The sequence below is a fragment of the Stenotrophomonas sp. STEN022 genome (assembly GCF_056760155.1).
The window spans coordinates 56,526-71,127 of record NZ_JBRREG010000004.1; the positions used below are offsets into that span (position 1 = coordinate 56,526).

Annotated in this window: 11 protein-coding genes; all 11 read left to right on the forward strand. The window is 61.4% G+C overall.

Annotation, left to right across the window (positions count from 1 at the left end; genetic code table 11):
* The first annotated feature begins 12 nt into the window (after positions 1-12).
* The 11 genes from tssE to ACVOMF_RS02140 all read left to right on the forward strand — a co-directional run bounded on the left by tssE (position 13) and on the right by ACVOMF_RS02140 (position 14,601).
* Entirely contained in the window at positions 13-516 is a 504-nt protein-coding gene (gene tssE / locus ACVOMF_RS02090; RefSeq protein WP_481507785.1) for a type VI secretion system baseplate subunit TssE, read from the forward strand.
* Positions 516-2,384 carry a type VI secretion system baseplate subunit TssF gene (gene tssF, locus ACVOMF_RS02095; RefSeq protein ID WP_481507786.1) on the forward strand — a complete coding sequence of 623 codons (1,869 nt, stop codon included), beginning with the start codon at positions 516-518 and terminating at the stop codon, positions 2,382-2,384. The genes tssE and tssF overlap by 1 nt, the downstream gene beginning before the upstream one ends.
* Positions 2,357-3,421 (forward strand): type VI secretion system baseplate subunit TssG, encoded by a 1,065-nt coding sequence (gene tssG, locus ACVOMF_RS02100; RefSeq protein WP_481507787.1) that lies wholly within the window; start codon positions 2,357-2,359, stop codon positions 3,419-3,421. Before tssF ends, tssG begins: the two co-directional genes overlap by 28 nt.
* On the forward strand, positions 3,418-6,150 hold the full coding sequence (tssH, locus tag ACVOMF_RS02105; protein WP_481507788.1) for a type VI secretion system ATPase TssH: 2,733 nt from the start codon (positions 3,418-3,420) through the stop codon (positions 6,148-6,150). The genes tssG and tssH overlap by 4 nt, the downstream gene beginning before the upstream one ends.
* A 79-nt stretch (positions 6,151-6,229) precedes the next feature.
* Positions 6,230-6,835 carry a hypothetical protein gene (locus ACVOMF_RS02110; RefSeq protein WP_481507789.1) on the forward strand — a complete coding sequence of 202 codons (606 nt, stop codon included), beginning with the start codon at positions 6,230-6,232 and terminating at the stop codon, positions 6,833-6,835.
* A gap of 72 nt (positions 6,836-6,907) precedes the next feature.
* Positions 6,908-7,600 (forward strand): hypothetical protein, encoded by a 693-nt coding sequence (locus tag ACVOMF_RS02115; RefSeq protein ID WP_481507790.1) that lies wholly within the window; start codon positions 6,908-6,910, stop codon positions 7,598-7,600.
* 378 nt (positions 7,601-7,978) lie between these two features.
* The gene (locus tag ACVOMF_RS02120; protein WP_481507791.1) at positions 7,979-8,440 is read left to right on the forward strand and encodes a hypothetical protein; all 462 of its coding nucleotides are present in this window, start codon (positions 7,979-7,981) and stop codon (positions 8,438-8,440) included.
* Positions 8,441-8,509: 69 nt separating this feature from the next.
* Positions 8,510-8,797 (forward strand): PAAR domain-containing protein, encoded by a 288-nt coding sequence (locus ACVOMF_RS02125; RefSeq protein WP_481507792.1) that lies wholly within the window; start codon positions 8,510-8,512, stop codon positions 8,795-8,797.
* 306 nt (positions 8,798-9,103) lie between these two features.
* Positions 9,104-9,661 carry an ECF-type sigma factor gene (locus tag ACVOMF_RS02130; protein ID WP_481507807.1) on the forward strand — a complete coding sequence of 186 codons (558 nt, stop codon included), beginning with the start codon at positions 9,104-9,106 and terminating at the stop codon, positions 9,659-9,661.
* Positions 9,631-12,468 carry a serine/threonine-protein kinase gene (locus ACVOMF_RS02135; RefSeq protein WP_481507793.1) on the forward strand — a complete coding sequence of 946 codons (2,838 nt, stop codon included), beginning with the start codon at positions 9,631-9,633 and terminating at the stop codon, positions 12,466-12,468. The genes ACVOMF_RS02130 and ACVOMF_RS02135 overlap by 31 nt, the downstream gene beginning before the upstream one ends.
* A gap of 114 nt (positions 12,469-12,582) precedes the next feature.
* Positions 12,583-14,601 carry a type VI secretion system Vgr family protein gene (locus ACVOMF_RS02140; protein WP_481507794.1) on the forward strand — a complete coding sequence of 673 codons (2,019 nt, stop codon included), beginning with the start codon at positions 12,583-12,585 and terminating at the stop codon, positions 14,599-14,601.
* The last annotated feature ends 1 nt before the right edge of the window (position 14,602 follow it).

Here is a 14,602-nt window from a genome sequence, read left to right on the forward strand (position 1 = left end):
GGGTGTTCGCCGATGGCTGAGCTGACCACCACCGAGCGATTGCAGCCATCCCTGCTGGATCGTCTGACCGACGATGAGCCTTTGCGTGGCTCCGAAAGTCGAGAGCAGCGGGTGATTTCGCCCAGTCGCCTGCGCGAATGCGTGACCCGCGACCTGTCATGGTTGTTGAACTGTGTGCAGATGGCCAGTGATGCGACCCTGGCCGATTATCCCGATGTTGCATCGTCGGTGATCAACTTTGGCATCCCGGACCTGACTGGATCACAGTTGGCGGGGATCAATGTGAGCCAGCTGCAGCAGCAACTGCGGGGCGCCATCCTGACCTATGAGCCACGCCTGATTGCCAGCACGCTGCAGGTTACCGTGCGGGCGCAGCAATCGCATATGGACCGAAAGTCACTGGTGTTCGACATCCGTTCGGACATGTGGGCGCAGCCGATCCCGCTGGCTTTGTACCTGAAAACCGAAGTGGACCTTGAGACAGGAAAGTTGAACCTGATCGAGGGCTACGCCTGATGGACCCAAGGCTGCTGCGTCACTACAACCGCGAGCTGCAGCATGTCCGCGAAATGGGTGCGGAGTTCGCGCGCGAATTTCCGAAGATCGCTGGCCGCTTGGGGATGGATGGCATTGAATGTGCCGATCCATACGTCGAGCGTCTGCTTGAGGGATTTGCTTTTCTGACGGCGCGTGTCCAGTTGAAGCTGGAGGCGCAGTATCCGGTGTTCACCCAGCACCTGCTGGAGATGGTCTACCCGAATTTCCTGGCTCCCCTGCCTTCGATGGCAGTGGTGCAGCTGCATCCTGATCTGGGCGATGCCAATCTTGCCGCAGGACATCGGGTCGCGCGGCACAGTGCCTTGCGCGGGCAGGTCGGTGCTGAGGAGCGTACGGCCTGTGAGTACCGTACCGCGCATGAGGTAACGCTCTGGCCGTTGGCGATGGCGGAAGCCAAGTACTTCGACAGTCCGGCCGCATTGGCGGCAGCTGGCATTAACCTGCCTGCCGGGGCGGTGGTGCGTTCGGGTCTGCGCCTGCGCCTGGAGACCCAATCGGGTGTGCCGGTGCAGGATCTGGCGATGGATGCTTTGCCGCTGTTCCTTGCTGGTGAAGCCGGCAAGCGTCTATACGAGCAGCTGCTGGGCAACGCCGTTGGCTATCAGGTGAGGGGCGGCGGGATCGTGTCGCCATGGCAAGACGCCACCGGCCTGCATGCGCGTGGCTTTGACGACAGCGAAGCGCTGCTGCCGTATGACGGGCGCTCCTTCAGTGGCTATCGGCTGCTGCAGGAATACTTTGCCTGCCCGGAACGCTTTCTTTTCGTTGAGTTCAGTGCGCTGCGGCGGACGCTGCAGCGGATCCCCGGGCAGGTCTTCGAGATCATCGTCCTGTTCGATCGCAGCGTGACCAGTCTGCACAACGCGGTCTCGGCTGAAAACTTCAGGTTGTTCTGCACCCCGGCCATCAATCTCTTTCCCCAGCGTGCGGACCGCATCCATCTGGATGCGGGGCGCAACGAGCACCATGTACCGGTCGACCGGACCCGGCCGGTGGACTTCGAGATCCACAGTGTTACCCGCGTGGAGGGCTTCGGCGACAGCCAGGAGTCGGAGCAGCGCTTCGAGCCGTTCTATGGCGGCGACGCACGCACCTGGCACGATCCGCATGCGGCGTACTACACCGTGCGCCGCGAACCGCGGCAGTTGTCGGCGCGCCAGCGTCGGCAGGGCGCGCGCTCCAGTTATGTGGGCAGCGAGTTGTTTGTCAGTCTGGTGGATGCTCGCGACAAATCCTATCCAAGCCGGCTACGCCAGCTTGGACTGGAACTGCTGTGCAGCAACCGCGACCTGCCGCTGCAGTTACCGGTTGGTAAGGGACAGAGTGACTTCCAGATGGACAACGGTGCCCCCGTTGCATCGGTGCGTTGCGTCGCAGGTCCAACCCGGCCACGTCCGGCAGGGGATGGCGGCGAGAGCGCGTGGAAGCTGCTTAGTCACCTGCAGCTGAACTACCTGTCGCTGTTCGAAGTGGGCGATGGGCAGGGCGTCAACGCGCTGCGCGAGATGCTCTCGCTCTACTGCGATGCTCACGATGCAGGAGCCCAACGCCAGCTGGAGGGAATCAAGTCGGTGCAGGCACGGCCCATCGTCAGGCGCATTCCGATACCTGGTCCGATCACCTTCGGTCGTGGGCTGGAGATCACCTTGACCTGCGAAGAAAACGCGTTCGAAGGAACGGGTGCCTATCTACTTGGAGGGGTTCTGCGCCAGTTCTTTGCCCGCTATGTGTCGGTCAATTCATTCACCGAGACGGTGCTGCGCACGGTCGAACGCAACGAGGTAGCGCGATGGACGGCATGTCCGGGCGCCCTGGCGCCGCTGTAACGGCGACGCAGGCGCAGCTGTTTGCCGCGCTCGCCGAGCGGCCATATGCGTTTGAGTTGTTTGCCGCGCTGCGCCTGATAGAACGTGCATACCCGCAGCATCCACGGCTTGGGCGCTCGGTGCGACCGGCCGATGATCCGGTGCGGTTGCGGCATACGCCGTCACTGGCATTTGCCAGCAGCGACATCGAACGCTTCGAGCTGAGTCAGACCGGCGCGCCGCCCGCACTGCATGGCCTGGTACTGGGCCTGTTCGGGCCGAATGCACCGTTGCCACTTCACCTGACCGAGTACGCGCTGCAGCGCCAGCTGCATGCGCGTGACCGAAGCTTCGTGGCATTTGCCGACTTGTTCCATCACCGCATGCTGGGCCTGTTCTACCGTGCGTGGGCCGATGCGCAGCCAGTGGTACAGGCTGAGCGCGCTGATGATGACCGCTTCGCCCTGTACCTGGGGGCCCTGGTTGGCCTGGCAACGCCAGGACTGCAAGGACGGGACCGGCTGCCGGACAACTACAAACGACATTTCGCCGGCAGGCTGGGCGCACTGGCGCGCAACCGCGAGGGCTTGCAGGGGCTGTTGCAACAAGCCATGCGGGTGCCTGTGCAGATTGTCGAGTTCGTTGGCGAGTGGATGCGATTGCCTGCTGACAGTCGCCTGCAACTGGGCCGTGGCCGCGCCAATCAGCTTGGCAGCAGTGCCGTCCTGGGTGCGCAGGTGCGCGGCTGCCAGCATCGCTTCCGGGTGCGGATAGGTCCGTTGGATCTGGTGTCCTTCCGGCAGTGGTTGCCGGGCGGAGATGCTCTGGCGCAGTTGACGGCGGCGGTGCGCAGCTATGTCGGCGATACCCAATCTTGGGACCTGCAACTGCTTTTGCGTGCCGATCAGGTACCGCCCATGCGATTGGGGCGTAGTGGCCGGATCGGATTGGACAGCTGGATAGGGCAGCGCGCCTGGAGTGTGACGGATGCTGATGAAGTGGTCGTCCACCCGCGCTTGGCCAGTGCTTTTTGTGATTCACCAGGAGCTTCATCATGACCGAGATTAGTCGTAGTGCACTGTTTGGAAAGCTCAACCCACTGGCTTACCGTGCGATCGAAAGCGCTACGGTGTTCTGCAAGCTGCGCGGCAATCCCTATGTGGAACTTGTGCATTGGTTCCACCAGATCCTGCAACTGCCTGATTCGGACCTGCACCGGATTCTCCGTCACTTCCAGATTGAGCCTTCGCACCTGGCGCGCGATTTCACCGCCGCGTTGGATCGCTTGCCGCGTGGCGCAAGCGGGGTGACTGACCTGTCATCCAACATCGAGGAGGCAGTGGAGCGGGGTTGGGTATATGCATCGCTGAGCTTCGGTGAGGCGCAGGTGCGCACCGGCTACCTGGTGGTCGGCATTCTCAGTGTGCGCACCCTGCGAAGCGTACTGAGCGGGATTTCGCGGGAGTTCGACAAACTCAAGCCGGAGGCGCTGAGCGAGCGTTTTGCCGATATCGTTGCCAGCTCACCTGAGGAAGGTCAGCGCCCGAGCGATGGCTTCCAGCTGGGCAACGCGGGTGCACCGGGCGAGGCCAGTGGGGCGATCGCGCCAGCGGCGATGGGCAAGCAGGAAGCGCTTGCGCGCTTCACCACCGACCTGACCGCGCAGGCGCGCGATGGCAAGCTCGACCCGATCGTTGGCCGTGATGATGAGATCCGTCAGGTGGTCGATATCCTGATGCGTCGCCGTCAGAACAACCCGATCCTGATCGGCGAAGCCGGTGTCGGCAAGACGGCCGTGGTGGAAGGGTTCGCACAGCGCATCGTGCGTGGCGACGTACCGCCGGCATTGAAGGAAGTGGAACTGCGCGTGCTGGATGTGGGCTTGCTGCAGGCCGGCGCGAGCATGAAGGGTGAGTTCGAGCAGCGCCTGCGTGCCGTGATCGAAGAAGTGCAGGCCAGTACCCGCCCGATCATCCTGTTCGTCGATGAAACCCACACGCTGGTGGGAGCAGGTGGTGCAGCCGGTACCGGCGATGCGGCAAACCTGCTCAAGCCTGCACTGGCACGCGGTACCTTGCGCACGATTGGCGCGACCACGTTTGCCGAGTACAAAAAGCATATCGAGAAAGACCCGGCGTTGACCCGGCGTTTCCAATCCATCCAGGTCGACGAGCCGGATGAGATCAAGGGCGTGCTGATGATGCGCGGTGTGGCCAGCACCATGGAAAAACACCATCAGGTGCAGATCCTGGACGAGGCGCTGGAGGCATCGGTCAAGCTGAGCCATCGCTACATCCCGGCACGGCAGTTGCCGGACAAATCGGTCAGCCTGCTCGACACCGCCTGCGCGCGCGTAGCGGTCAGCCTGCACGCGGTACCGGCCGAGGTGGATGACAGTCGTCGACGCATCGAGTCGTTGGAAACCGAGCAGCGCATCATCGCCCGCGAGGCCGCGGTCGGCGTGGAGACCGCCGAGCGGGCCGCGGTGGTGGAGATCGCGCTGGCGGGTGAACGCGAGCGTCTTGCTGCGTTGGAAGTCCGCTGGGACGCGGAGAAGGCGTTGGTTGATGAATTGCTGGAGCTGCGCGCGCAGCTGCGCAGTGGTGGTGCGCCGGTCGAAGGTACGGGCAGCGTGCTGGAAGTGCAGGCCGCTGCCGAGGCTGCGGTGGAGGAGGTAGCTGTCGCTGCGGTGGATCGGCCGGCGTTGCTGGCAAGGCTCCAGCAGGTACAGGGCGAGCTTGCGGTGCTGCAGGGCGAGAGCCCGTTGATTCTGCCGACCGTGGACTACCAGGCCGTAGCCGCGGTGGTCGGCGATTGGACCGGGATTCCTGTTGGGCGCATGGCCCGCAACGAGATTGAAACCGTGCTGCGCTTGCCTGAATTGCTCGGCAAGCGAGTGATCGGCCAGGACCACGCGATGGAGATGATCGCCAAGCGCATCCAGACCAGCCGTGCTGGCCTGGACAATCCCTCCAAGCCGATCGGTGTGTTCATGCTGGCCGGCACTTCCGGTGTTGGCAAGACCGAGACCGCACTGGCCTTGGCCGAAGCGTTGTACGGCGGCGAGCAGAACCTGATCACCATCAATATGAGCGAGTACCAGGAAGCGCATACGGTTTCCTCGCTCAAGGGTGCTCCTCCTGGCTATGTAGGCTACGGCGAAGGTGGCGTGTTGACCGAGGCCGTGCGCCGTCGTCCGTATTCGGTAGTGCTGTTGGACGAGGTTGAAAAAGCCCATTCGGACGTGCACGAACTTTTCTTCCAGGTATTCGACAAGGGCTGGATGGAGGACGGTGAAGGTCGCCGTATTGATTTCCGCAACACCTTGATCCTGCTCACCAGCAACGCGGGCACCGACCTGATTGCCAGCTTGTGCAGGGACCCGGAGCTGATGCCCGACCCGGAGAGCATGGCCAAGGCGTTGCGCGAGCCATTGCTGAAGGTGTTCCCGCCAGCGTTGCTGGGGCGCCTGGTTGCCATCCCGTACTACCCGCTGAGCCCGGACATGCTGGGCCAGATCGTGCGGCTGCAGCTGGATCGCATCAAGAAGCGCGTCGAGCAGCGCTACAAGATTCCGTTCGACTACGACAACAGCGTGGTCGAGCTGGTGGTCAGCCGCTGCAACGAAGGCGAATCAGGCGGACGAATGATCGACGCGATTCTGACCAACACGATGCTGCCGGAGATAAGCCGGGAGTTCTTGCAGCGGATGATTGATTGCCGAGCAGTCTCGGCAATCAATCTGACCGCGTCCTCGCAGGAATTTGCATATCAAGTAGAAGAGTAGCTCCTATGGATTTGGCGATTGCGAAAAGGCAGCCGCCATTGAGCCGATTGAAAACCACAAAGTATGGGAGGGATGATTCATGCCGGCACCGCCGTTTGAAGTTGGGGATGTTCTGTTTACGCAAAGTACTTCGGGTTTCATGAGAAAGGTCATCGCCGTAGCGCAGACCATTGGCTCGATTGGAAGAGGAGGCACTGCGAAATCCGTTCATGCTGCAATAGTTATAGCTCTTGGTCAGAATGGTGAGCCGATCATCGCTGAATCGGTTGGAAGCGGGCTGCGGTCGCGACAGGCCGCAGCAGGCAACTATCGGGTCTATCGGTACACGGCAAATCAGGATGTCGCTGAGGCCGCCGCACAGTGCGCTGAAGGATGTGTTGCCATCAAGCAATCTGGTGCTGGCGGTGCCGACTATGGCGCCTATGCGAAGCTTGCTGCCGGCCAGTCACCTTTCAATCTATCCGGAGGCTCACGGCTGACTGCGGACAAGTCCTTGTTCGCTCACCAGGCGACGACGTTCTTCTGTTCCAATTTTGTGTACAAGGCTTTCGCCAGCGCTGCCGAGCTCATGGCGCTTCCGACGGTCCCCATCGCCAATGGTAGGTCTCAAGTAGGGCCGCGTGATCTGATGGTGGCGATGGATGGCGATCCACGCTGGACCTTTCAAGGTCTGGTTAACATTTAAGTGCCGAGTCGGGACACGCATTCTCGGTTGCCTTGATGCGTTGGTCGTGCAGTTGAATAATTTGCTGGATGGATGGTGTTGGATATGGGGTTTATCTCGAGTGTGCGAATCGCGGCAGGGTCAGGCAGCGCGGTGCTGAAGTGGTTACGTAGCGCGCCGGAACAGGTGATGTCGCGATATGGGTTTGTCTGCAGAGGGGGGGCGCTCAATTTACTGACCGGGAATACATGCAGCATCAGCTGTAAAAAAGCCAACGGCGGCTATATTTTGAATGTGGATCCGAATGGGGCCGGTGACTACTTCTTCCCTTATAGAGCGGACAGGGCGCTGCACTGTGATGTTCCAAAAGGCTTGCCAGATGGCACCCTTGTCGTGACATTCGGCATGAACGGGTGCGCACTGGAGGTGCATGGAGGCCTCCGCCACAATCGCTTCTACCATGATGCAGACGGCAAAGTCCTGCAGGGAGAACGGGAGGCGAAGTGTCGCGTCACTCGCGAAATGTACGAAGGGCCAGGTGCTGCTGCTGAAGCACTGCATTGCTCGATTCCGAATGGAATGTACCTGGATCCCATGGTGGGGGGAGTGGCGCAGGGAAACTTCGAACACACGTTGGTCTGTGTAAAAAAAGACGGGGTGTGGCACGTCTACCAGACTGCAGTTGTCTCCAAGGACAATGTGCTGCCAGGTTTCAAGAAAGGCGAACCCACGTTACAGCATGTGAAGGATGGGCCGCCGCTATTGGTGGGTATGTTTGCGGATTGACCTATCAATCGAATGGTCAACCGGATGAGGCGGCATATGCGTCGATTGCGGACGCGATGAGTTTGCCGGGGCGTTCCAGACTGGCAGTAGGCGTCGCTCGCGCCCCTTCTGCAGCGCTCCAATGCTGATGGGGTGCATGCTGGCAATATTCCGGATTTCCGGGGTGAGACGGGTTGTCGGGTTGAGCATTGTGGTACGCGCAATAGTAGTAGCCAAAGTGCACTGGTGGCTTTGTCAATGCACAAGTGAGTCGGGCGCATTGCGCGTGCGTTGTAGCGCGATCAATCTTTCGCACAGTGGGGGTCAAGCCTTCTGTAGCCAGGGTTTGATCGTCTTTCTGATGAGTTGCGAGGTGTTATGTCGGTACCAGCAGAAAACATGGATACAGCCAAGCTCAATGAGGTCACAGGGCAGTTCAATGTCGGGGACGCCCTGCTGCGGAAAACATTGCTGAAGAAAATAGCCAATGTTCTTATTTTCTCGCCAGTGCGCCATGCCTCTACCCTGACAAATATTGCTACCTCATCGACTGAAACCACGCCGGATAAACTCTGTGTGGCAGCAAATGTTTATGCGTATATTGGTCATTTGCCATTGCTTTTCGGTAAGGCTGGCCTACGCTTTGCTCCAGGCGTCGGTCAGGCAATGCTGTTGAAAGATGGCTACGGTGTCCTTTCAACCATTTTGGATGCGGGCGAGCAGAACAATATCGATATCTGTAAGCAGCTGAATGCGCACAGGAAATCGACAGAAGCGTACGCCGCCGAAACCTTCACTCAAGCCTGGTTGATCGGCAAGGCGAGAATGACGAAGGTTCAGCAGGGCTCTGGCCACTGGTAGTCAGACGATGATCAGGAAAATCAACGCTGCTACTGCAGCGAGGGTCATACGTGGTGGAGAGGTGGCGGAATGCAACCTGCAGCACGCTTAACCGACATGCATGCCTGCCCGATGGTGACGGGCATCATCCCGCACGTCGGTGGCCCGATTCTGGCGCCAGGCGCACCAACCGTGCTGATCGGCAAATTGCCGGCAGCACGGGTGACCGATATGTGCGTCTGCGTTGGTCCTCCTGACACCATCGTCAAGGGCTCGACCAAGGTGTTCATCAAGGGGTTGCCTGCCGCCCGTATGGGCGACAGCACTGCGCATGGAGGTGTCATCGTGCTCGGTTGCTTCACCGTACTGGTGGGCTGAGCCAACTGGATGTGTTGGCGGGGTGCTTGCCCGAGGATCGACAGCGTTGCCGCTGGTAACGCTGGCTGTGCGTAAGAGTGGTGCGTAAAAAATCATATTTCTCAATGCCGTGAGACGAAACGTCGCCTCATGGCTGCCGCTATTACCTATTTTCGTGGATTGCCGCGCTCTGCAGTCAGGATAAGGTCGGTGCCTGAGCAGACGGGTGCGGTTGCGCGCGTCGCATTGTGAGCCTGGGGGTGCTTAGCATGTTGCGGGCTTGTCGCCGGTAATTTCTGCGGGGAAAACTTGTCTGTGAACACTCTCATGTCGGCGTCCTGCCCGGATTCCATCACGCGTTTGTTGGTGCGTTGGCAAGAGGGGGACAGCCCCGCCAGTGATGCGTTGGCACATCTGGTGTACGACGAACTGCACCGCATCGCAGTGCGCAACCTGTCGCGTGCTGCCAGTGGTGGCTTGCAGGCAACCGAACTGGTCAGCGAGGCATGGTTGACGCTTTCTGAGCGAGCCAAAGAGTTCGCCTCACGCGAGCACTTCTTCGCGTTGGCGTCGCTGCAGATGCGCCAGCTGCTGATTACCTTGGCACGTGCGCAGGCCTGCGCCAAACGCAGTGGCGAGATGGTGCCATTGACCATGCGTTTGATCGATCCAGCGCTTGCGCCAGTCGACCTGGCTGGTATCGCCGAAGCGTTCGAAGATCTCTCCCGGCTTGACCCGCGCAAGGCGCAGGCGTTCGCGCTGACCGAGCTGGTTGGGATGACGGTGCACGAAGCAGCGCAGATGTTGGGAGTGTCATTGCCAACCATTGAAAGAGATCTGCGCTTCGTCCGTGCATGGCTGTTGGCGCGGCTGACACGACGTTGATTGCCGAGCGTTGGCGGACATTGGAGCTGCTTTTCCACCAGGCCAGCGATTTGCCGCTGTCGGAAAGGGAAGCCTTTGTCCTGCGTGAAGCAGGTCACGACGCGCTGCTGCAACAGGAGCTGGAGGCAATGCTGGGTGTGGCGGCAGAAGCTACCATCAGGTTGCGGCAGCCGTTGGAGCAGGCGGTCGCCGTACTGATGCCTGCGCTGTTGGGCGAAGGCACCCGCTGTGGGCCCTGGGCAATCGACGGTTTGATCGGTGCCGGTGGTATGGGCAGGGTCTATCTGGGGCATCGCGCGGATGGAGCCTATCAGCAGCGGGTGGCGATAAAACTGGTGGCAAATCCGTGGCTGGACGAGCGGCAACGCGCGTTCTTCGAGTTTGAGTGCCGGATGCAGGCGCAGATGCACCACCCTGCCATCGCTCAGATCTACGACGCAGGCCTGCACGAAGACGAGCGACCCTATCTGGTCATGGAATACATCGATGGCGAGGCCATCGACGGGTGGTGCAGCGGACGCAGGGCGAGCCTGGAGCAGCGTGTGCAGCTGCTCATGCAGGTCTGTGAAGGTGTACAGCACGCGCACCAGAAAGGAGTGATCCATCGTGACCTGAAGCCGCGCAATGTGCTGGTTGGCGATGTCGACGGCCGCGCGCAGCCCAAGCTCATCGACTTCGGCATTGCCATTGATGGACTGGTGGACGAGGCTGGGGAGCTCGCTGCCGGGACGCCGGGTTACATGAGTCCGGAGCAGGCCGGCAGGCATGGCGGTATCGATGTGCGCAGTGATGTGTACTCGCTTGGGGTGCTGCTGCACCAGCTGCTGTGTGGCCAGGTGCCAAGCGCCGATACCAGTGATGCGTTGTCGCCATCGCGGCTGCTGTCCTCATTGACGCCTGCGGCGCAGACCGCGCTTGCGCTGGAGTGTCGCACCACGCCACGGCGGCTGCGTGGCGCACTGGTGACTGGCTTGGATGCCATCGTGCGCAAAGCCACCGACCCTGAGCGCGGGCGCCGCTACGAAGCGGTATCCAGCCTGCTTGCCGATCTTGCTCGTTGGCAACAGGGTAAGTTGCCTCTCGGGGCCGCGGCCTCGCCTTGGTTGGTAGCACGGCAGTTCCTGCAACGGCATCGTCTGCCGGTACTGGCAGCATCACTGGTTCTGGTGTGTGCGGTTTCCGCACTGCTGGCGTCGCTATGGGCACTGTCGCAGGCGCATGAACAGCAGCAGGTCGCTGCGCAGCGTCGATTGCAGTTGGAACGCATGGTGGCTTTTCAGCAGGAGATGTTGCAGAGCGTTGACGTGGACGCGATGGGCCATGCGATGGAGCGCGGGGGCGCGCAGGCGCCGCCAGAAGTGGCGCGCGACCTGCTTGAGCGCTATGTGGTAGCGCACGCTTTGCAGCGCTTGCAGTTGGACTTCAAGGATGACCCGGTGCTTGCCACTGAGTTGCGGCAGTCGTTGGCCGGGGTGTTGGCTTCCATCGGACGTTACCCGGCAGCCGCACACGAACTGCAGCTGGTGTTGAAAGACCTGCGGGCTCAGCAGCAGCCGCCCGAGCGCGTGCTCGATGCCACTGTGGACCTTGCAGATGCGTTGTATCGTGAGGGTAGCTTCGAGGCTGCCCACCAGCTTCTGCTGGATGCGCAAACCACGGCAACGGATGTACCCGAGCACAATCCACTTTGGCTGCGTGCAGGCGTGCTGATGGCGCGCGTGCTGCTGGCGCAGGGGCGTCAGCCTGAAGCACTGGCGCTGCAGTTGAAGCTGGAGCAGGACTGGGCGCAGCGATCTGGTCGGTTGGATGCGGGGATGATGGAGCTTGGGGTGGGCATCGTTGCTACGTTGACCCGGATGTCGCAGCGTGAGCGCGCGCTTGAGCGCATGCAGGTGCTGTTGCCAAAGCTTCGTTCGCGCTATGGGCGCAGTGCGCCGCGGACACTGGCGGCCAGCTTGACGATGGCCGACCTGCTCAATACTGCAGGCGAGTACGAGGACTCATTGGCCTTGGCATCGGAGGTGCGGGCGGTCCGCCAGCAGGCGCTCGGCGTGGATCACCCGGATACCTTGCAGGCCTTGGCGCTGGAAGGTGCCAACCGGGTTCGTCTGGCCCAGGATGCTCGCGCCTGGTCCGCGGCCGAAGGGTTCATGAGCGATCTTCTACAGCGACGGCAGCGGGTGTTGGGGGCAGCGCATCCGGACACCTTGCGTAGCAAGGCTGACATGATCCGATTGCTGGCCAAACAGGGCGTTCCCGCCAAGTTTGACCAAGCCATAGCCATGCAGCGCCAGCTGCTTGCCAGCCGGGAGCGTGTGTTGGGGAAACTGCATCCCGATACGCTGTTCAGCCAAGGGGGGCTGGCCAGCATGCTGGCCAACACGGATCGGCATGCGGAAGCGCGCAAGGCAGCCTTGGCCACGCTGGACGGCTATCGCAAGGTCACGCCGGATCATGCGTTGATATCGGCCACCTGGGATGTGCTGGGTCGAATCGAAGACCATGCCGGGAACCTGACCGCTTCGATTGCGGCGCATCGAACCGCGCTGCGGATGCGTGATGCTCGACGAGGCGTATTGGATGCACACACCACGGAGAGCGCATCGCGCTTGTATGTGGTGTTGCAGCGCATGGGCGATCATGCCGGTATGGCCCTGATCCGGTCGCGCTATCTCGATCCGGTAATCGCCCAGGACCCGGCGACATTGAATGCTTCGCTGCGATCTGTACGGGCAGAAGCGGTCAGGGCGTTGGCAACGCCGGTGGCATCAAGTTCGTCCTCGGCCGTAGTCCATGCCGGGCATTGAGACGAATTGTCGGTCGCCGTGCGCCGCGTCATGTGAGCATCGCCGGGCCAGCCAGCGGCATTAGTTCGGCGGTGGCGTCGGACTTCGGCAATTTCCTTGAGTTACGGATTGATGATGGCACGCACGATCTCCCTGCATTCTGAGCTCGGCGAGCAGCTCCGGTTCGTGCGGCTGCAGGCCAACGAGGCCCTGGGCCAACCCTTCAGGTACGAGATAGAGGGGCTGTGTAGCAGTGCTTGTCCCGATCTGCCGGCACTGTTGGGCACGCCGATGACGGTGTCGTTGGATGTTGACGGCAAGCAACGCCACTTTCACGGCATCATCGCCGCTGTCGAGCAGCTCGAAGGGGTGGTCATCGATGGTCTGGTCAATGTGCGTTTGTCGTTCGCGGTGGTGCCAAAGCTATGGTTGCTGAGCAGGCGCCAGGATTGCCGTATCCATGTCGACATGAGCGTGCCGGACATCGCCCGCAAGTACCTGTCCGAGATCGGCTATAGCGACGTGCGGATGAGCCTGTCGGGAACCTACCCGCCGCGTGAGTATTGCGTGCAGTACAACGAAAATGGCTGGGATTTCGTGTCGCGCCTGCTTGAGCAGGAAGGCATCTACTACTACTTCGAGAACGCGCGCGGCAAGCATACGCTGGTGCTGGCTGACGGCATTGGTGCCCACGGGCGGTTGGCACCGTTCGAGGTCATGCAGTGGCAGAGCGCAGCTGCGGCAATGGGCGGACACCAGGCTGGGGTGAGCAATTGGTGTCACCGTCTGCAGGTGCATCCAACGCGCTATCAACTGGACGAGTACGACCCGCTCAAGCCACGCGCGAGCCTGCTGGGTGACGAGCGCCTCAGCGGTGACGGGCTGCATGGCATTGGCGGGCTGGAAGGCTACCAGTGGCACGGTGCACATCCTGTACAGGCAGATGGGCGGCGCTACGCGCAGGTGCGGGCAGAGGCACATAACGTCGAGCGTTCCTGTTTCCAGGGCCACACCAATGCATGGGGCCTGGGCGTCGGCCAGCTGTTCAAGTTGGAACATGGGCCGCAGGCGGACTGGAACCAGGAGTACCTGGTGACCTCCGCGCAGACGGTGCTTGAGGAAGGTGAGGCGGCGGGTGGTGGGGTGACAGTGTCCTGCGAGTTCCAGGCGTTGCCGGGGAAACTGCCGTACCGCTCGGCCATCGCTACGCCGCGCCCGCGCATCGCTGGAGTGCAGAGCGCGGTGGTTGCCGGCGAGAGCGAGGAGGACATTGCCGTCGACAAGAATGGCCGCGTGCAGGTGAACTTCCATTGGAGCAAGCCCGGCCGGCAGCATGCGCAGGTATCCTGCCCGGTGCGTGTTGCCTCTGCGTGGGCTGGCAAAGGATGGGGCATACAGGCAATTCCGCGGGTAGGGCAGGAGGTGCTTGTTGCCTTCCTGGACGGTGATCCGGACAGGCCGCTGATCGTTGGCAGCGTTTTCAATGCCGACCACATGCCGCCGTATCCGCTGCCCGAGCAGCGCACCCGTAGCGGCATACGCAGCCGCAGCCATCCAGATGGTGGTGCCGCCGACTGCAACGAAATCTGCTTTGAGGACCGCAAGGGCAGCGAGGACTTCTTGCTGCATGCGCAGAAAGACATGCATGTCGAGGTTGAGAATGATCAGCTGCTGTTGATCGAGCACGACCAGCAGTTGGACGTGCGCAATGATCAGCGCTACACAGTCGACAACGATCAGCTCGGCAAGGTAAAGCACGATCGCAGGATCGAGGTTGATAACGAGGAGCAGCTCACCGTGGGTGCGAACGCCACCACCACGGTGCAGAAGAAATTGAAGCTCGATGCGGGCTCGGAGATCGAGCTGGTCACGGGTGCATCCAGCATCGTGATGAAAAGTTCCGGCGAGATCACCATCAAGGGGGTCAAGATCGTGATCGAGGGCTCGCAGGCGGTCAACGTCGAGGGCAAGGTGCAGGTCAACATCAAGGCCGGGGCGACCATGGACATCGGTGCCGGGGCAAGCCTGAAGATGCACTCCGATGCGATGCTGCAGGTGCAGGCTGGTGCCCAGGCCGAGGTCAAGGCGCCGATGCTGAACCTGTCCGCTGATGCGCTGGCCAAAATGGCAGCGCCGCTGATCCTGATCGGGTGAC

What these genes read in the sequence shown, in the direction of transcription:
- tssH (WP_481507788.1), top strand. Translation starts at nt 3,418, where the DNA reads ATGACCGAGATTAGTCGTAGTGCACTGTTTGGAAAGCTCAACCCACTG.
- ACVOMF_RS02140 (WP_481507794.1), top strand. Translation starts at nt 12,583, where the DNA reads ATGGCACGCACGATCTCCCTGCATTCTGAGCTCGGCGAGCAGCTCCGG.
- ACVOMF_RS02115 (WP_481507790.1), top strand. Translation starts at nt 6,908, where the DNA reads ATGGTGTTGGATATGGGGTTTATCTCGAGTGTGCGAATCGCGGCAGGG.
- ACVOMF_RS02130 (WP_481507807.1), top strand. Translation starts at nt 9,104, where the DNA reads ATGTCGGCGTCCTGCCCGGATTCCATCACGCGTTTGTTGGTGCGTTGG.
- tssE (WP_481507785.1), top strand. Translation starts at nt 13, where the DNA reads ATGGCTGAGCTGACCACCACCGAGCGATTGCAGCCATCCCTGCTGGAT.
- ACVOMF_RS02120 (WP_481507791.1), top strand. Translation starts at nt 7,979, where the DNA reads ATGGATACAGCCAAGCTCAATGAGGTCACAGGGCAGTTCAATGTCGGG.
- tssF (WP_481507786.1), top strand. Translation starts at nt 516, where the DNA reads ATGGACCCAAGGCTGCTGCGTCACTACAACCGCGAGCTGCAGCATGTC.
- ACVOMF_RS02110 (WP_481507789.1), top strand. Translation starts at nt 6,230, where the DNA reads ATGCCGGCACCGCCGTTTGAAGTTGGGGATGTTCTGTTTACGCAAAGT.
- ACVOMF_RS02135 (WP_481507793.1), top strand. Translation starts at nt 9,631, where the DNA reads ATGGCTGTTGGCGCGGCTGACACGACGTTGATTGCCGAGCGTTGGCGG.
- tssG (WP_481507787.1), top strand. Translation starts at nt 2,357, where the DNA reads ATGTCCGGGCGCCCTGGCGCCGCTGTAACGGCGACGCAGGCGCAGCTG.
- ACVOMF_RS02125 (WP_481507792.1), top strand. Translation starts at nt 8,510, where the DNA reads ATGCAACCTGCAGCACGCTTAACCGACATGCATGCCTGCCCGATGGTG.